At 67.3% G+C, this 18244-nt stretch carries 16 protein-coding genes; 7 read left to right on the top strand and 9 right to left on the bottom strand.

Annotated elements, in window-relative coordinates; translation table 11 throughout:
- Positions 1-66: 66 nt before the first annotated feature.
- From MLG_RS05070 to MLG_RS05095, 6 genes are all read left to right on the top strand, one after another.
- Positions 67-2271, top strand: a complete 2205-nt coding sequence (locus tag MLG_RS05070; RefSeq protein WP_011628736.1) for a chemotaxis protein CheA — start codon at positions 67-69, stop codon at positions 2269-2271.
- Between the two features lie 53 nt (positions 2272-2324).
- Entirely contained in the window at positions 2325-3497 is a 1173-nt protein-coding gene (locus MLG_RS05075; RefSeq protein ID WP_011628737.1) for a protein-glutamate methylesterase/protein-glutamine glutaminase, read from the top strand.
- A gap of 72 nt (positions 3498-3569) precedes the next feature.
- Positions 3570-4367 (top strand): ParA family protein, encoded by a 798-nt coding sequence (locus MLG_RS05080; protein WP_011628738.1) that lies wholly within the window; start codon positions 3570-3572, stop codon positions 4365-4367.
- Complete coding sequence (locus tag MLG_RS05085) at positions 4360-5232, top strand: chemotaxis protein CheW (RefSeq protein ID WP_011628739.1); 873 nt, start codon at positions 4360-4362, stop codon at positions 5230-5232. Before MLG_RS05080 ends, MLG_RS05085 begins: the two co-directional genes overlap by 8 nt.
- A 105-nt stretch (positions 5233-5337) precedes the next feature.
- Positions 5338-5826, top strand: a complete 489-nt coding sequence (locus tag MLG_RS05090; protein ID WP_011628740.1) for a chemotaxis protein CheW — start codon at positions 5338-5340, stop codon at positions 5824-5826.
- A gap of 140 nt (positions 5827-5966) precedes the next feature.
- Entirely contained in the window at positions 5967-6239 is a 273-nt protein-coding gene (locus MLG_RS05095; RefSeq protein WP_011628741.1) for a ComEA family DNA-binding protein, read from the top strand.
- Between the two features lie 84 nt (positions 6240-6323).
- On the opposite strand, the gene fabG is transcribed toward MLG_RS05095, so the two are convergent.
- A complete protein-coding gene (gene fabG / locus MLG_RS05100; RefSeq protein ID WP_011628742.1) occupies positions 6324-7067 on the bottom strand; it encodes a 3-oxoacyl-[acyl-carrier-protein] reductase in 744 nt (247 codons plus the stop codon).
- 125 nt (positions 7068-7192) lie between these two features.
- Between fabG and dinG the strand changes: the two genes are divergently transcribed.
- Positions 7193-9319 (top strand): ATP-dependent DNA helicase DinG, encoded by a 2127-nt coding sequence (gene dinG / locus MLG_RS05105; protein WP_011628743.1) that lies wholly within the window; start codon positions 7193-7195, stop codon positions 9317-9319.
- Positions 9320-9322: 3 nt separating this feature from the next.
- On the opposite strand, the gene MLG_RS05110 is transcribed toward dinG, so the two are convergent.
- From MLG_RS05110 to MLG_RS05145, 8 genes are read right to left on the bottom strand one after another with little or no spacing between them, the layout of a single operon-like run.
- Positions 9323-9775 (bottom strand): hypothetical protein, encoded by a 453-nt coding sequence (locus tag MLG_RS05110; protein ID WP_011628744.1) that lies wholly within the window; start codon positions 9773-9775, stop codon positions 9323-9325.
- Positions 9776-9801: 26 nt separating this feature from the next.
- Positions 9802-10152: a TusE/DsrC/DsvC family sulfur relay protein gene (locus MLG_RS05115; RefSeq protein ID WP_041718313.1), complete on the bottom strand. Its 351-nt coding sequence runs from the start codon at positions 10150-10152 to the stop codon at positions 9802-9804.
- Positions 10153-10171: 19 nt separating this feature from the next.
- Positions 10172-10582, bottom strand: a complete 411-nt coding sequence (locus MLG_RS05120; RefSeq protein WP_011628746.1) for a hypothetical protein — start codon at positions 10580-10582, stop codon at positions 10172-10174.
- A 14-nt stretch (positions 10583-10596) separates the two neighbouring features.
- Complete coding sequence (locus MLG_RS05125) at positions 10597-11379, bottom strand: peptidylprolyl isomerase (RefSeq protein WP_011628747.1); 783 nt, start codon at positions 11377-11379, stop codon at positions 10597-10599.
- Between the two features lie 60 nt (positions 11380-11439).
- The gene (narI, locus tag MLG_RS05130; protein WP_011628748.1) at positions 11440-12135 is read right to left on the bottom strand and encodes a respiratory nitrate reductase subunit gamma; all 696 of its coding nucleotides are present in this window, start codon (positions 12133-12135) and stop codon (positions 11440-11442) included.
- Positions 12136-12153: 18 nt separating this feature from the next.
- Positions 12154-12849, bottom strand: a complete 696-nt coding sequence (gene narJ / locus MLG_RS05135; protein ID WP_011628749.1) for a nitrate reductase molybdenum cofactor assembly chaperone — start codon at positions 12847-12849, stop codon at positions 12154-12156.
- Positions 12846-14429: a nitrate reductase subunit beta gene (gene narH, locus MLG_RS05140; protein ID WP_011628750.1), complete on the bottom strand. Its 1584-nt coding sequence runs from the start codon at positions 14427-14429 to the stop codon at positions 12846-12848. Before narH ends, narJ begins: the two co-directional genes overlap by 4 nt.
- Complete coding sequence (locus tag MLG_RS05145) at positions 14426-18184, bottom strand: nitrate reductase subunit alpha (protein WP_011628751.1); 3759 nt, start codon at positions 18182-18184, stop codon at positions 14426-14428. The genes narH and MLG_RS05145 overlap by 4 nt, the downstream gene beginning before the upstream one ends.
- Between the last annotated feature and the right edge of the window lie 60 nt (positions 18185-18244).

Genomic DNA, 18244 nt, shown 5'->3' on the forward strand with positions numbered 1-18244 from the left:
GTACGCCGCACCGCCCGCCGGCGGGCGCCGGCCGCTCCGCCACCGCATCACAATCAGGGGGCAGGCATGGGGATCGACATCGAAGACGACATCGTCCAGGACTTCCTGGTGGAGTCCCGGGAAATCCTGGACAACCTCGGTGAACAGCTGGTGGATCTGGAGCAGCGGCCTGACGACAAGGACCTGCTCAATGCCGTCTTCCGCGGTTTCCATACCATCAAGGGCGGCGCCGGCTTTCTCAACCTGGACCCGCTGGTGGACGTCTGCCACCGCACCGAGGATGTCTTCAACCTGCTGCGCAACGGCGAGCGCACGGTGACCCCGGAGCTGATGGACACCGTGCTGCAGGCGCTGGATGTGGTGGTCAATCAGTTCAATAGCATCGAGAACGGAGAGGACCCGCAGCCGGCCGCACCGGAGCTGTTACGCGACCTTGAGGCCCTGAATATCACCGACGAGCAGCGCCTGGGCACCGACGGTGATGAGGCAGCGTCGACGGCCACCCCCGCCGGCGATGAACCCGCCGCGGCCGGTGAGCCGGAGGGCGACATCAGCGATCGGGAGTTCGAGGCCCTGCTGGATGCCCTGGAGGAGGAAAAGGGCGAGGGCGACGCTGCGCCGGCGGAGGTCCGGGCGCCGGCGCAAGGCGCCGCCGGCGGTGATGAGATCTCCGACGAGGAGTTCGAGGCACTGCTCGACGAGTTGCACGGCAAGGGCCGGCACGCCGGGGTACCGGAGAAGGCGCTGCCCGAGGATGCCGGCGCGACCGCACCGGCGGATCAGAGCCTGGCGGCCGGTGACGACAGGATCAGCGAGGACGAGTTCGAGGCCCTGCTGGATGACCTGCACGGCAAGGGCGGGGCGCCCGGCAAGCCGGCCGACGAGGGCGGGCAGCCGGCGCCACCCGCCGGCGCCAGCGCGCCGGGGCAGGCCACCAAACCGGCCGGGCCGCCGCGGACGCAGGCCAGCGCCAAGCCGGCCGCCAAGCCAGCGCCGGGCGGCGGGGGCACCGGCCAGGGTGGGGGTAATGGCGGAAATGGCCCCGGGAGCGGCGGTGCGGGCAAGGCGCCGGCGCCCAAGCCCGAGGCCACCGTGCGCGTGGACACCGCCAAGCTGGACGACATCATGAACCTGGTGGGCGAACTGGTGCTGGTGCGCAACCGCCTGGCCACGCTGCGGGGCGTGTTGGGCGACGAACGCATGGGGCAGGCGGTCTCTGACCTGGAGTTGGTCACCTCCGATCTGCAGACGGCGGTGATGAAGACCCGCATGCAGCCGATCAAGAAGGTCTTCGGACGCTTCCCGCGGGTGATCCGTGACCTGGCCCGCGGGATGCACAAGGAGATCAAGCTGGAGATGCGCGGCGAGGACACCGACCTGGACAAGAACATGGTGGAGGCGCTCGCCGACCCCATGGTCCACCTGGTGCGCAACGCCGTCGACCACGGCATCGAGTCGCCGGAGGAGCGTGAGGCCGCCGGTAAGCCGCGCACCGGCACGGTGTTGCTGGGTGCCGAGCAGGAGGGGGACCACATCCTGCTCACCATCGCCGATGACGGCCGCGGCATGGATGCCGAGAAGCTGCGCAATATCGCCGTGGAGAAAGGGGTGATGGATCGGGAGTCGGCCAACCGGCTGGACGAGAAGGAGTGCTACAACCTGATCTTCGCCGCCGGGTTCTCCACCAAGGAGGAGATCTCCGACGTCTCCGGCCGGGGCGTCGGCATGGACGTGGTCAAGAACAGCATCTCGCGGCTCAACGGCACCGTGGACATCGACTCCGAGCTGGGTGTCGGCACCACCATGAAGATCCAGTTGCCGCTGACCCTGGCCATTTTGCCCACGCTGATGGTCAAGGTGGGGGGGCGGAAGTTTGCGTTGCCCATGTCGGTGGTGCGCGAGATCTTCGAGCTCAACCACAAGCGGACCAATGTGGTGAACGGGCGGCTGGTGGTGATGGTGCGCAACAAGGCCATGCCGCTCTTCTTCCTGGAGCGCTGGTTGCAGCAGATGGGTGAGGGCACTGTGCGCAGCATGCGGGAGGCCGGTACCGAGGACGAGCGCCAGGTGGTCACCGTGATCCTGGGCAACCAGGCCGTGGGCTTTGTGGTGGACGAGGTCATCGGGCTCGAGGAGGTGGTGATCAAACCGCTGGGGGCCATGCTGCAGGGGCTGCCGGGCCTGGCCGGATCCACAATCACCGGTGACGGCAAGATTGCGCTCATCGTGGATATCCCCAGCCTGGTGAAGGCCTACGGCGCCCGCCTGTAGGCCGGGGCTGCTCCCTGGCCCGGTGTTTCACGGACAGAAAGAGGAGGTAGTGGGTGAAAGTACGCGCGCTGGTGGTGGATGACTCCGGTTTCTTCCGCCGCCGCATCAAATCGATGCTGGAGGAGCACCCGGGCATCGAGGTGGTCGGTGAGGCGGCGAACGGGCGGCAGGCGGTGGAGCAGGCGCAGAAGCTGCGCCCCGATGTCATCACCATGGACATCGAGATGCCGGAAATGGACGGCATCACCGCCGTGCGCGAGATCATGCGCCGCCAGCCCACTCCGGTGTTGATGTTCTCCTCGCTCACCTACGATGGCGCGCGGGAGACCCTGGATGCCCTTGATGCCGGCGCCTCGGACTTCATTCCCAAGCGTTTCGCCGATATCTCCGGCGACATGGAGCAGGTCAAGCGGCAGCTCCAGGAGCGGGTGCTGGCGTTGGGGGGCGGCCGCGGTGCGCCGGCCGGGCGCGCGCCGCGGCCGGCGGCGCCCGTTGACCGCGGGGCGCGGTCGGAGCGGGCCCGGCCGGCGCCCGGCGAAGCCTCGGGGCGGGCACCGGTGCCACCCACCGGTGCCCGTGCCCGGCCGGAGGCTCCGGTGGCGCCCACCGGGGCACCCGCAGCGCCTGCGCCGGAGCGGGGTCAGCGCATCCGGCCCGGGGCGCTGAGGCTGGTGGTGATCGGCACCTCCACCGGTGGGCCCGTGGCGTTGCAGCGGGTCATGAGCCGGCTGCCGGCAGGCTTTCCGCTACCGGTGCTGATCATCCAGCACATGCCGGCAAGCTTCACCCCGGCGTTCGCGGAGCGTCTGAACGAGCTCTGCCGGATCGAGGTGCGCGAGGCGAAGAACGGGGACGAACTCCGGCCGGGCCAGGCCCTTCTGGCTCCCGGGGGTCGCCAGGCCGGGGTGGAGGAGCGCGGCGGGAAATTGACGGTGCGGATCTTTGACGCCTCCTCCGATCAGTTTTACAAGCCCAGCGTGGATATCGCCTTCGCCTCCGCGGCCAAGTACTGCCCGGGCAAGGCCCTGGGCGTGGTGCTGACCGGTATGGGCGCGGACGGCTGCGAGGGTGCCAAGCTGCTTAAGCGCACCGGCGCGCCGATCTGGTCCCAGGACGAGGCCACCAGCGTCATCTACGGCATGCCCGCCGCGGTGGCTAAGGCCGGGGTCACCGACCGCGTCCTGCCGCTGGATCAGGTGGGTGAGGAGCTGGCGAAGCTGCGCTAGCCCCCGGGGTTGGTCCGCTGATTGCATTCATCGGCCTGGAGACAGGCACCCGGAGGACCCACGGCCAAGCCCATGAGGATCTGGACAGTCGCCAATCAAAAAGGCGGGGTCGGCAAGACCACCACCGCCGTCAGCCTGGGTGGCCTGCTGGCGCTCAAGCGGCGGCGTTGTGTGCTGGTGGATCTGGATCCTCACGGCTCGCTGACCGCCTATTTTGGATACGATCCGGAGAGCGTGCAGCCGAGCATCTACGATCTGTTCGACGCCCCGGGCAAGGCCCCGCCGGCCCGGGAGCTGCTCCACGACACCGGGGTGGCCGGGCTGAAGCTCATCCCGGCCTCCACCGCGCTGGCCACCCTGGACCGACAGTTGGGCAGTCGTCAGGGCATGGGGCTGGTGGTGCGCCGCGGCCTGGCCACCCTGGAGGATGAGTTCGAGTTCGCCTTTCTGGATTGTGCGCCCATGTTGGGCGTGCTCATGGTCAATGCCCTGGCCGCCTGCCACCACCTGCTGGTGCCGGTGCAGACGGAATTCCTCGCCCTCAAGGGGCTGGAGCGGATGGTCCGCACCCTGGAGATGGTGCAGCGCTCGCGCAGCCGTCCGCTGCCCTACACCATCGTGCCGACGCTGTTCGATCGCCGGACCCGGGCCTCGGTGGAATCGCTCACGGAGATCCGGCGGGTCTACGGGGAGCGGGCCTGGGCGGGCGCGATTCCGGTGGACACCCAGTTCCGTGACGCCAGCCGCGCAGGGCGGCCGTTGACGGTCATGCAGCCCTGGTCACGGGGCAGTATCGCCTACCGCAAGCTCCTGGATACCTTGGATACCGGTGACCAGCAGGCCGGCCCGCCGGAGGTGGGGCATGGCTGAGCGACGGGATAAAACGGATCCGGAACTGGTCCGGCAGGACCGCGCGGTGAGCAGTTACCTGGAGGACCTGCTGGCGGCCATCCCCGAGGGCGACGGGGAGACGGAGGCCGGACAGGCGTCCGGCGGCGGGGAGACACCGCCGGCGGTGCGTCCGGCGGCGGAGCCCGCCGCTGCGCGGCCCGCGGAGAAGGGGGGCCGTCCGGTGCGGGAGTCGCCGGCGCCGCCGGTGATCCATCTGCCGGAGCTGAGCCCCACGCTGCCCGCCCCGGAGGAGATCCCGGCTCGGCACACCCGGGAGGTGGTCCGCAAGGCGCCCCGGGTCGAGGCGGCGCCCGAGCCGGCGGCCAAGCCGGCCCGGACGTCCGCTCCGGCGCCGGAAGTGCCGGAGGTACCGGAGCTGCCGGAGACCCCGGTCCCGGACTGGGCCTCCCCGGATTTCCAGGCCCTGATCTTCCATGTGGGCGGCCTGCGCCTGGCCGTGCCGCTCATTAAACTGCAGAGCGTGGTGCCCTTTCCGGAACGGGTCACCCGGGCGCCCGGCAAACCGCCGTGGTACCGGGGGCTGTTCCATTACCGGGGGCGCAACGTGAAGGTGGTGGATACCGCCACCCTGGTGCTGGACCGGCATCGGGATCGCCTGGAGGAGGCGGACCGGCGGCCGCGCAAACTGCTGGTGGTGGGTGAGGGCGAATGGGCCCTGGCCTGTCGGGAGGTGGGGGAGGTGATGCGGCTGCGCCCGGACCAGGTGCAGTGGCGCACCCGCCGCGGTCGCCGTCGCTGGCTGGCAGGCACGGTGCGGGAACACCTCTGCGCTTTGATGGACACCGATGCCTTCGCGGAATTGCTGAATCAGGGTGAGGCTTGAGTTATTTACCACGGCGCCGACATCAGGGGCAGGGCCGGCTCTGAGACAGAGCGGCTGAGCCACCTCGTGGCGCCGGCACGGACAGGAACCTCAGCGGAGCAAGACATGGCGCAACAGCACGACGACGAACAACAGTACGGGCAGGGGCCGACCAGCCAATGGGTGACGTTCCGTCTGGACGACGAGACCTACGGCATCAACGTGATGCAGGTCCAGGAGGTGTTGCCGCTCTCGGAGATCGCGCCGGTGCCGGGGGCGCCCCCCTTCGTCATGGGCATCATCAACCTGCGGGGCAAGGTGGTGACGGTCATCGACACCCGTCTGCGCTTCGGTCTGCCCGATCGCGAACCGGATAAGAACAGCCGTATCGTGGTCATTGAGGCCGGCACCCACATCGCCGGCATCATGGTCGACAGCGTGGCCGAGGTGGTCAACGTCGCTGAGCAGGAGATCGACACGGCGCCCAATGTTGGGAACGAGGAGTCCTCCCGCTATATCTACGGCGTGGTCAGCCGCAAGGAGGGGCTGTTGATCCTGGTGGATGTCAATCGCCTGTTGACCCAGGAGGAGTGGGACGACGTGGCCAGCGTCTGACGGGGCGCCCGCTTGCAGCGGGTTGCCTCATTGCCGGCAGGGTGCTAATTTTGATTGGCCTCGCAGGAAGCGGGGTTCAAGGACGGCTGTGGTCCATCCGGGCCCGGCCCTGGCCAACGGAATAAAGGAGTGCACAGGCCATGACACTGCGTAACACCATCCCCTTTTTGTTCGCGCTTATCCTCGCCCTCGTCTCGGGACTGGCCTTGGCGGCCGACCGTATCGACATCAACACGGCTGACGCCGGGCTGCTGGCGGAGGAACTGGTCGGCGTCGGCGAGAGCCGCGCCCAGGCCATCGTGGAGCACCGCGAGGCCAACGGGCCATTCGGTAGTGTTGATGATCTCACCCAGGTCAGCGGCATCGGTGAGACCACCCTGGAGGAGAACCGGGAACGTATCCGCGTCGAGTAGGTACGCCGACTAGGTGGAAAAAAACCGGCCCCGCCACGGCGGGACCGGTTACGAGGCCGCCCCCTGATGGGGCTGACGGGCCCCTTACATGTAAACACCACCGTTAATGTTGAGCTGCTGACCGGTGATGTAGTCGCCGTCCGAAGCCAGGTAGGCGACGCCGCGCGCGACTTCCTCCGGCTCGCCGAAACGGTTCTGCGGCACCGTGGACAGGATCTTCTCCTGCACCTTCTCCGGGATGGCGGCGACCATCTCGGTGGCGGTAAAGCCCGGCGCCACCGCGTTCACGGTGATGTTATTGCGGGCCACTTCCTTCGCCAGGCTCTTGGTGAACGCGATCACCGCGCCCTTGCTGGCGGCGTAGTTGGTCTGACCGAAGTTGCCGGCCTGACCCACGAAGGAGCTGATGTTGATGATCCGCCCGAACTTGTTCTCCAGCATGGAGGGCAGGGCGGCGCTGGTGACGTAAAATACGCTGTTCAGGTTGGTGTTGATGACCTCGTGCCAGGCCTCGTCGGTCATCTTCTTGAAGGTGGTGTCCCGGGTGATACCGGCGTTGTTGACCAGTACATCCACCCGCCCCCACTGGTCGATAACCTGCTTGACCAGATTGCGTGCAGAGTCCGCATCGCCCACATCGGCCTGCAGCACCAGGGCCTCGGTCCCCAGGCCACGAATCTCGTCGGCGACGGCCTCGGCCTTGTCCTTGCTGCCGTGGTAGTTAATAGCCACTTTGGCGCCCAGCTTGGCCAGCTCCAGCGCGATGGATTTGCCGATACCGCGAGAGCCGCCGGTGACCAGTGCGATTTTGTCGTCGAGTTTTTGCATGGGGTCTTAGCTCCTCCTGCTTTGCCCATTGTTATGGATGAGTGGCTCACCCGCAGTAAACAGTATAGGTACAATATCTTGCAAACTGCCTCCCCCGAAGCCGCCCCGGTGAGCGAAAACCTGGCATGCTCGAAGAATCTGTGAAGCAAGAGATCCGTGAGGCCCTGCGCCAAGTAGGGCAGAATGTGCCCGGTTTCCGCAGCCGGTCCCAGCAGCGCCAGATGATCGCGGAGGTGGCGCGCACCCTCGCCGGCGAATGCGAGGGCCGGCGGCTGCTGGCCATCGAGGGGCCCACCGGCACGGGTAAGAGCCTGGCCTATTTGCTGGCCGGCATCCCCGTCGCCCGCGCCGAGGGGCGGCAGCTTATCATCTCCACCGCCACCGTCGCCCTGCAGGAGCAGATCGTCGACCGCGACCTGCCGGCGCTGCAGGCCAACTCCGGGCTGACCTTCAGTTACGGTCTGATCAAGGGCCGGCGGCGTTACGTCTGTACCCGCAACCTGGAGCAGCTGGTGGGCGGTGCGGCCCAGGGCGAGATGGACCTGGGCGGGCCCTCCGCGGGGCCGGCACACTGGCCGCGCAAGCCACAGACGGGCGAGTTGGAGCACCTGCAGGCGCTCTACCGCGACCTCCAGGCCGGCGACTGGGACGGCGACCTGGACCGCCGCCCGCCCCCCGCCGCCGACCTGCAGGGGCCGATGACCACCGACCGCCACGGCTGTACCGGCCGGGGCTGCCCCCACGTCAGCGACTGCCCCTTCCACCGCGCCCGTCGCGGCATGGAGGAGCAGGACGTGCTGGTGGCCAATCACGACCTGGTGCTGGCGGACCTGGCCATGGGCGGCGGGGTCATCCTGCCGCCTCCGGAGCAGGTGTTCTACGTCTTCGACGAGGCGCACCACCTGGCCGCCCGCGCCACCGATGCCTTCCGGGCCGAGTCGCCGCTGTTGGCCTCGGTGCAGTGGCTCGAGCGGCTGCCGCGGCTCGCCGGGCAGGCCATCAGCCTGTTGCCGGAGGAGGCGGGCCGACACCTGGAGGCCCTGGAGCGGGCGGTGAACGAGCTGTCGGCGATGCTCAACGAGATGCACGGCATGATCCGGCGCGACTGGCAGCGGATGAACCGGGACGGGGTCTGGCGCTTTCCCGCCGGCGAACTGCCGGCGCCCCTGGGCGAGCTGGTGCCGGGGTTGCGCGACGCCAGTGCCGAGGTGGAGAAGCACTACGGGCGGATCGGTCAGGCCTTCGCCAAGGTCACCGCCGAGGAGGGGGTCACCCCGGGGAGCGTGGCCGAGCGCCTGGCCCCGGAGCTGGGCGAGGCGGCCTCCCGGGTGGAGCACCTGGCCGACACCTGGCGGCTGGTGGCCCGGGAGCAGCCGTCCGAGGCGCCCCCGGTGGCGCGCTGGATCACGGCCCTGGGGAGCGGGCGGCCTGATTATCTGGTTGCCGCCTCGCCGGTTTCCGCCGCCGCCATGTTGCGCAACGGCCTGTGGTCACGGGCCGCTGGGGCCGTGCTGACCTCCGCCACGCTCACTGCCCTGGGCCGGTTCGACCGCATGCGCCTGGCCTGCGGGCTGGAGGAGGACGACGGCACCCGTTACCTCTCGCTGGCCTCGCCCTTCGACTACCGTAACCGGGCGGTACTGCACGTGCCGCGCATGGCTTCCGACCCACGCGACCCGGAGGCCCACACCGGGGAGCTGATCCGGGTGCTGCCCGGCATCCTGGAGCCCGAGGGGGGGGCCCTGGTGCTGTTCGCCTCGGCGCGGCAACTGGATGCGGTCTATGAGGGCCTGCCTGCCGAGTGGCAGGGGCGTATCCTGCGCCAGCGCGAGCGCCCGCGGGTGGAGTTGCTGGCGGCCCATGCCCGGGCGGTGGAGGCGGGTGAGCCGTCGGTGATCTTCGGCCTGGCCGGCTTTGCCGAGGGGGTGGACCTGCCCGGCGATCTCTGCCGCCACGTGGTCATCGCCAAGCTGCCCTTCGCCGTGCCCGACAGCCCGGTGGAAGCGACCTTGGCCGAATGGCTGGAGTCCCGCGGGCGCAACCCCTTCATGGACATCACCGTACCCGACGCCGGCATGAAGCTGGTGCAGGCCTGCGGCCGGCTGCTGCGCTCCGAGGCGGACAGCGGCCGGGTCACGGTGCTGGACCGGCGCCTGCTCACCCACCGCTACGGCCAGGCCCTGCTCAACGGCCTGCCGCCATTCGGGCGGGAGCTGGGCACGCCCATCGTGGCGCCGGCGGCGCTGGGCTAGGCGCTAGCCCCAGACCGCCCGTTTGCACAGCTTACCGAAGGGGCGCCGGCCCAGCCGGCTGACCGCCGCCTGACCGTCGCTCTCGGCGGCGACCAGGTCGTAGAGCTCCGGGGCCGCGTCGACCAGATCGTCGATGCGCCAGGGGAAGCGCTCGAAGGCGGCCAGGATGGCGGCCAGGCGCGCCTCCACCGCCTCGGCCGGCGGCGTGTCGTCGTCCGCGGGCTGTTCGGCCAACAGTGTGGCGCTGGCGGTCAACGCCGCCCGGGTCCAGCATACGGTGGTGAGCCCGCGCGCGTGTTGCTCCAGCAGCGCCTCGTCCTCATCGCTGAGCCGGTCGAGGAGGTCGAACTTGTTGGTCACCCCCGCAGCGTGCAGGGCGTAGACCCGCCGCAGCACCGGCGCCAGACTGCGTCCGTGGCAGCCCTCACCGCCGGGGCATTGTTCACAGGATTCCACCAGACGACCTCCCTCACTTCGCGGATTTAATGCTCCCCTTTGGTGCGCAGTATACCGGCCAGGCGATTGCCCTGCTTCTGCGGGCCACCACGGGGGAAGAGGTCGTGCAGGTAGTGGTTGTTGCCCTTCTCCGGCCCCCAGTAGTTGCGAAAGTGTTTGATCATCACCCGCACCTGGGGCTGGACCTGGTGGCGGTAGTAGTAACTGCGGATAAAGCAGATGACGTCCCAGTGCTCGTCGGTGAGCACCAGCCCTTCCTCGTCGGCCAGGGCCTGCGCGAACGACTCGGACCAGTCGTCAAGATTGATGATGTAGCCCTCCGGATCCACAGGGATCTCCCGGTCGCCCACCCAAAGGGTTCTCGTGGTGGTGCTCATGGTCATGTGTTCTCCCGTTTTAATGGGGGGCCAGGCGCACCGGACTGCCCGCGCGGTCGAATACCGCGTAGCCGGACAGATCCGCGCCGTTCTCCACGGCCTCGGCCATTTGCTTCAGGTAGGGTTCAGCCTCGTCCGAGGTGGGGAGTCGGCCGTCTTGGGCGGACAGGCTGGAGACCATAATCAGGTCCCAGGGCTGGCCCACCTTGTCGGCCTCCTCCACCAGCACGTCCAGGCGCAGGTCCGCGGTCAGCTCCCGGTCGGTGGCCATCACCGGCACCAGGTGGCCGCGCCCTTCGATCACCTCGGTGCCCTCCGGCGGCGCGGTGTCGTCCTCGGGCTCGGCCCGCAGCAGGACCAGGAGCAGCAGCTGCGGGCTGTCCTGCTCCAGACCGACGGTCTTCAGGTCGTCGAAGCTCTTGATCTGCATGGGTAATCGGGCTCCTACTGCGTCAGCGGGGTGGTGTCCCCGTCCAATTGGATGCCTTTGATGTCCGCCTCACCGACGAGCAGGCGCAGGTACTGGTTCAACGCCCGTTGCCGGGAGACGGCCTCCAGGTACTCCGCGATGCGCTCGTGCACGGCCTCGAAGGGCAGGGCGGTGCCCGGGATGCGTTGCAGGACCTCCACCACGTGGAAGCCATAACGTGTCTTAATGGGTTGTGGGGCGAGGCCCACAGGCAGCCGCAGGACGGCGTCCTCGAACTCCGGCACGGTCTCGCCCCGGCTCACTTGGCCTAACAGCCCGCCCTGTTCCGATGAGGGGCAGCGTGAGTGTGCGGTGGCCAGGGCGGGGAAGGCCGCCGGGTCGGCCTGCAACTGGCGGATGAGCCCCTCGGCGGTCTGGCGGGCCTGTTCCCGTTCCTCCAGGTCCTCCGGGTGGCCGGCCACCAGGATGTGCCGGACCTCGGCCAGGTCGGGGGTCCGAAAGTGGTCGGGGTTCTGTTCGAACCAGCGCCGGCAGGTGGCCTCGTCCGCCTGCGGGATGTCCACCTCCAACTCGATGAGCCGGTCGATCACCGCGTCGAGTGCCTGGTCATCGCTGTCATCCTCGGGCACCTCGAGGTCGAGTTGCAGCGCGCGCTGACGCAGCAGTTCGCGGAGGGTCAGGGCCAGCGCGGCCTGCTCCTGTGCCTCACGCGGGTCCAGGTCCGGCCGCTTATGGTGCGCCGACTCGATATTGATGGCGTGGTGAGTGATCTCCACGCCGTTGACCTCAATCGTCATGCTACCTCCCGTGCCACCGGGGCGGGTCGAGTCGACCCGCCCCGGTCATGCGGCGGCCTTTCAGTTGACGGAGCGGACCCGCACGATCTGCCAGGCACGCCAGATATAGCCGTAGGGCACGCTCCAGATGTGCACCAAGCGGGTGAAGGGGAAGACCAGGAACATCACCATGCCCAGGAACATGTGGATCTTGTAGATCCAGTGGATGTCGTAGATGGTCGCTGCCGCATCCGCCTGGAAGGTCACCAGCCCCTGTGCCCAGGCAACGATCTGCAGCATGGTGCCGCCGTCCAGGTGGCCCATGGAGATTGGGATCGTCAGCAGGCCGGTGAGCAGCTGGGCGGCCAGCAGGACCAGAATGAACGAGTCCATGGGGTAGCTGGTCCGCCGCACCCGCGGGTCGGTGAACCGCCGGTGCAGCAGGATGGCCACGCCCACCAGGGTGATGATGCCGAAGATACCGCCGGCCACGATGGCCAGCACCTGCTTAGCGCCGGCGGTCAGACCCACTGCGCTGTAGATGGCTTGCGGTGTGAGCAGACCGAAGAAGTGGCCGAGGAACAGCCCGATGATGCCGATGTGGAAGAGGTTGATCCCCAGGCGGAAACGGGGGCCACCGGACATCAGCTGGGTGGTGTTGCTCTTCCAGGTGTACTGGCTCTTCTCAAAGCGCAGCAGACTCCCTATCAGGAACACCGTCCCTGCGATGTAGGGAAACACCGCGAACGCCAGGTCGTGAAGGTATGTGGCAAACATGATCAGAACTCCTCAGTGTCAGGCACTGTTGCGCGACAGGTTGGCCCAATTCACCGGCACGGCCTGTCCCTGATTGGTCTTCGGTGCGCCGCAGCCACCGGCCGTGGGGCCGAAGGTCACCGGTTCCTCGGCCCAGACGCGGTCCAGTGCCTCAGCGGTGTCGTCCCGCTCCTCCTGCTGCAGTTGGCGCTGCATCTGCTCGTCAGCGGTTTCCAACCCGGCCGTGTCGAGCAACGCCTTGAATAGCCACTGGTAGTCGCATTCCCGCTCCTGCAGGCGGCCGTGCAGCTTCTGCAGCAGGTAATGCGCCTCCATCAGCCAACTCAACGCCGCCGGGCGTTCCAGCCGTGAGCAGAACTCCAGGAAAAGGGGCACGTAGTCGGGCAGTTCCCGGCTATCGATGACCAGTCCCTCTTCCTGGTAGAAGTTGATGAGTTCCACCATGGCTTGTCCCCGGTCCCTCGACTCGCCGTGCAGATGCTCGAACAGGTAGAGGGAGAGGGCGCGGCTGCGGTCGAACAGGGCCGAGTAGTCGGCCTGCAGATCCAGCAGATCGCTGTCGCGCAGGCGACGGACCAGGGCCGTCAGGCCCTGGCGCGTCTCCGGGGTCAGGGACTCATCCGCCTGGAACAGGGCAATGAGCGAGTCCGCGTGGGCCTGGGCCGCCTCGGAGGGGTAGTCCATGAGCACGGAGATGGCCTTCAGGGTCTTCATGACGTGCCCTCCTTCTGCTTCTCGGCTTCCTCGGCCGGCGCCGATGGCTCCTCGCGGACGGGGTAGGCCCGGCGGGAGGCCCGGCGGCCACCGAAGATGTCCTGCGGGCTGACACCGTTGCTGGCGGCGTTGCAGCCGTCGCCGAAGCTGAAGCCGCAGCCGGAGCGCTCGCCGTAGGCATCGTCGGCGGCCAGTTCCCGGTTGGCGGCCGGGACGTCGAACCGATCCTCGTAGTTGGCAATGGCCATGATCTGGTACATGTCCTCCACCGTGGCCTCGTCCAGGCCGACCTGTTCGAGGACCTGGTGGTTGGGCTTGCCCTCCACGGTCTGGCTGCGTTTAAAGTGGCGCATGGCCAGCATTCGCTGCAGGGCCGTCACCACCGGACGTTCATCGCCGGCGGTCAGCATGTTGGCCAGGTACTTGACCGGAATGCGCAGCGAGTTCACATCCGGAATCAGTCCGTCGTTCTCGAGGGTGCCCGCATCGGCGGCGGACTGGATGGGGGAGAGCGGCGGGATGTACCAGACCATCGGCAGCGTGCGGTACTCCGGGTGCAGCGGGAAGGCGACCTTCCAATCCATGGCCATCTTGTAGACCGGCGAGCGTTTCGCGGCCTCCAGCCAGGCGTGCGGGATGCCCGCCTTCTTGGCCTCGGCGATGACCTCCGGGTCATGGGGGTCGAGGAAGACCGACATCTGCTTCTCGTACAGGTCCTGTTCCGAGGCGGTGGAGGCGGCCTCCGAGATCTTGTCGGCGTCGTAGAGGATGACGCCCAGATAACGGATGCGCCCCACGCAGGTCTCCGAACAGACCGTGGGCTGGCCCACCTCGATACGGGGGAAGCAGAAGGTGCACTTTTCCGATTTACCGCTCTGCCAGTTGTAGTAGATCTTCTTGTACGGGCAGCCGCTGATGCACATCCGCCAGCCCCGGCACTTGTCCTGGTCGATCAGGACGATGCCGTCCTCCTCGCGCTTGTAGATCGCGCCCGAGGGGCAGGAGGCCACGCAGGAGGGGTTGAGGCAGTGCTCGCACAACCGCGGCAGGTACATCAGGAAGGTGTTCTCGAACTGGCCGTAGATCTCCTTCTGCACCTTGGCGAAGTTGTAGTCCTTGGACCGCTTCTCGAACTCGCCGCCGAGGATCTCCTCCCAGTTGGGGCCCCACTCGATCTTGTCCATCGGGTAGCCGGTGAGCGCCGAGAAGGGTTTGGCCACGGGCTGATACTTCGACGCCGGGGCGTTCTGCAGCCGCTGGTAGTCGAAGTTGAACGGCTCGTAGTAATCGTCGATGGACGGCAGGTCCGGGTTGTAGAAGATGTTGGACAGAATCCGCCACTTGCCCCCGGCCCGGGGCTCCAGGCGGCCGTTACGCACCGCCCAGCCACCGTTCCAGCGGTCCTGGTTCTCCCAGTCCTTGGGGTAGCCGACGCCGGGCTTGGACTCCACATTGTTGAACCACACGTACTCCATGCCCTCGCGGGAGGTCCATACGTTCTTGCAGGTGATCGAGCAGGTGTGGCACCCGATGCACTTGTCCAGATTCAGGACTTTTCCGATTTGCGCCCGGACTCTCATGCCTGTTCCTCCGCGTCGTAGATGCTCTCGTCGTCACCGTCCAGCCAGTCCACGCGGTCCATCTTGCGCACGACCACGAATTCGTCGCGGTTGGAACCGACGGTGCCGTAATAGTTGAAGCCGTAGCTGAGCTGGGCGTAGCCCCCGATCATGTGGGTCGGCTTGATGACCGCCCGGGTGACCGAGTTGTGGATGCCGCCACGCTCGCCGGTGATCTCGGATCCGGGGGTGTTCACCAGCTTCTCCTGGGCGTGGTACATCATCACCATGCCCTCACGGACCCGCTGGCTGACCACGGCGCGGGCCACCAGGGAGCCGTTGCTGTTGAAGCACTCGATCCAGTCGTTGTCGACGATGCCGACCTTTTTGGCATCGATCTCGCTGATCCACACGCAGGGGCCGCCACGGGACAACGTGAGCATGATCAGGTTGTCCGTGTAGGTGCTGTGGATACCCCACTTCTGGTGCGGGGTGATCCAGTTCAGCGCGATCTCCTCGTTGCCGTTACCGCGTACACCCTGCACCGTCTGGGTGGTGCGCATGTTTACCGGCGGCCGGTAGCAGACGAAGCCCTCGCCGAAGGCGCGCATCCAGGGGTGGTCCTGGTAGAGCTGCTGGCGGCCAGAGAGGGTGCGCCAGGGGATCAGCTCATGCACGTTGGTGTAGCCAGCGTTGTAGGAGACGTGCTCCGACTCCAAACCCGACCAGGTGGGCGATGAGATGATCTTGCGCGGTTGCGCGGCCAGGTCGCGGAAGCGCAGTTTCTCCTCCTCGCGGGGCAGGGCCAGGTGGGTGTGGTCGCGCCCGGTCTGTTTGGAGAGCGCCGCCCAGGCCTTGACCGCCACCTCACCGTTGGTCTCCGGGGCCAGCGACAGAATGGTGTCCGCCGCCTCGATGGCGGTGTTGATCCGGGGCAGCCCCTGGTTGGCCGCCCCTTCCTTGCGGTGCTGGCCGTTCAGCCGGCCCAGCAGGTCCACCTCGTGCTCGGTGTTCCAGCTGATGCCCTTGCCGCCGTTGCCCAGCTTGGTCATCAGCGGGCCCAGGGCGGTGAAGCGGGCGTAGACGTTGGGGTAGTCGCGCTCCACCGGGACCAGTGCCGGCATGGTCTTGCCCGGGATGGGGTCGCATTCGCCCTTGTGCCATTCCTTGACGTCCAGGGCCTGGCCCAGCTCGGCCGGGCTGTCGTGCAACAGGGGCAGGGTGACGATGTCGGTCTCCTTGCCCAGGTGGCCCTCAACCAGTTTGGAGAAGGTCTTGGCCAGCCCCTTGTAGATCTCCCAGTCGGTGCGGGACTCCCAGCAGGGGTTGACCGCCTCGCACAGCGGGTGGATGAAGGGGTGCATGTCCGAGGTGTTGAGGTCGTCCTTCTCGTACCAGGTGGCCGTGGGCAGCACCACGTCGGAGTAGAGGCAGGTGGTGGACATGCGGAAGTCCAGCGTGGTCAGCAGATCGAGCTTGCCGCGAGTCTCCTCCTCGCGCCAGACCACCTCTTGGGGCTTCTCCGCACCCTCCTCGCCGAGGTCTTTGCCCTGTACGCCGTGCTTGGTGCCCAGCAGGTGCTTGAGGAAGTACTCGTGGCCCTTGCCGCTGGAACCGAGCAGGTTGGAGCGCCAGACGAACAGGTTGCGCGGGAAGTTGGCCGGGTTGTCCGGGTCCTCGCAGGCCATGCGCAGCCGGCCACTCTTGAGCTGCTCGACCACATAGTCCTTCGGGTCCTTTCCGGCCTTGGCCGCCTCCTTGGCCACCTCCAGCGGGTTGGCGCCGAGCTGCGGGGCGGAGGGCAGCCAGCCCATGCGCTCCGAGCGGACGTTGAAGTCGATCAGACTGCCCTGGAAGTCCTCTTTGTTGGCCAGCGGCGAGAGCATGTCCGCCACATTCAGCTTCTCGTAGCGCCACTGGTCGGTGTGGGCGTAGAAGAAGGAGGTGGAGTTCATGTGCCGCGGCGGACGCGCCCAGTCGAGGGCGAAGGCCAGCGGCTGCCAGCCGGTCTGCGGACGCAGCTTCTCCTGGCCGACGTAGTGGGCCCAGCCGCCGCCGCTCTGACCGATACACCCGCAGAAGACCAGCATGTTGATCACGCTGCGGTAGTTCATGTCCATGTGGTACCAGTGGTTCATGGCGGCACCGATGATGATCATGGACTTGCCACGGGTCTTGTTGGCGTTGTCGGCGAAGCGCCGGGCCACCTTGATCACCTTGTCACGCGGTACACCGGTGATCTGCTCCTGCCAGGCGGGGGTGTAGGGCTTGTTTTCGTCGTAGCTCTTGGGGGTGTTCTCGCAGTCCAGGCCGCGGTCCACGCCGTAGTGGGCGGTGATCAGGTCGTACACCGAGGCGGCCAGCACCTCCTCGCCGTCGGCCAGCTTTATCTTGCGCACCGGCACCTTGCGGTAGATCACCTCCTCCTGGGGGTTGGCGGTGAACCGGCCCAGTTCGTGCTCCTGGCCGCCGAAGTAGGGGAAGCCCACCAGGGCCACCTCGTCGCGGCTGTCCAGGTGCGAGAGCTGCAGCTTCGTCTCCTTGCCGCTGGCTTCCTTCTCCTCCAGGTTCCACTGGCCATCCTCGCCCCAGCGGAAGCCGATGGAGCCATTCGGGACCACCAGTGAGTCGCTCTTCTCGTCCCAGGCGATGGTCTTCCACTCGGGGTTGTTCTTCTGACCGAGCGCCTTGTCGAGGTCTGACGCCCGCAGAAAGCGGTCGGCCTGGTAGCCCTTGTCGGTCTTCTCCAGACGGACCAGGCAGGGCATGTCGGTGTACTGGCGGGCGTAGTCGCGGAAGTAGTCGCTGGGATTGTCCACGTGGAATTCCTTGAGGATCACGTGGCCCAGGGCCATACCCAACGCGGAGTCGGTGCCCTGCTGGGGGTTCAGCCAGATGTCGCCGAACTTGGAGGCCTCGGAGTAGTCCGGGCAGACGGTGACGATCTCGGTGCCCTTGTACCGTACCTCGGTCATGAAGTGGGCATCGGGCGTGCGGGTCTGCGGGACGTTGGAACCCCACATCATGATGAAGCCGGCGTTGTACCAGTCGGCTGATTCCGGCACGTCGGTCTGCTCACCCCAGGTCTGCGGGCTGCTGGGGGGCAGGTCGCAGTACCAGTCGTAGAAGCTCATGCACACGCCGCCGAGCAGTGACATGTAGCGGGAGCCGGCGGCGTAGCTGACCATGGACATGGCCGGGATCGGAGAAAAGCCGATCACTCGGTCCGGGCCGTGCTCTTTGATGGTGTGGATATTGGCGGAGGCGACCAGCTCGTTCACCTCGTCCCAGTCGGAGCGCACCATGTCGCCCAGGCCTCGGCGGCTCTTGTAGAGCTCGGCCTTCTTGGGGTCGCCGACAATGGAGGCCCAGGCGTCCACCGGGTCTTTGTGCTTCTTGCGCGCCTCGCGCCACATGCGCAGCAGCGTGCCGCGGATCATCGGGTACTTCAGCCGGTTGGCGCTGTAGATGTACCAGGAGTAGCTGGCGCCACGGCCGCAGCCGCGCGGCTCGTGGTTGGGCAGCTCCGGCCGGGTGCGCGGGTAGTCGGTCTGCTGGGTCTCCCAGGTGACCAGGCCGTTTTTCACGTAGATCTTCCAGCTGCAGGAGCCGGTGCAGTTCACCCCGTGGGTGGAGCGCACGACCTTGTCGTGCTGCCAGCGGCTGCGATAGGCATCCTCCCAGCGGCGGGACTCATCCCTGACCTCCCCGTGTCCGCCGGAGAAGCCGTCCTTGACCCGCTTGAAGAAGGTCAGTCGGTCGAGAAAGTAACTCATGGTGCGGTCTCCTCGCTGAGTCGAATCGTCGATTCGCTGTTATGGCCACCCGGGCCGGAG

The organism is Alkalilimnicola ehrlichii MLHE-1 (genome assembly GCF_000014785.1).
Taxonomy (GTDB): domain Bacteria; phylum Pseudomonadota; class Gammaproteobacteria; order Nitrococcales; family Halorhodospiraceae; genus Alkalilimnicola; species Alkalilimnicola ehrlichii.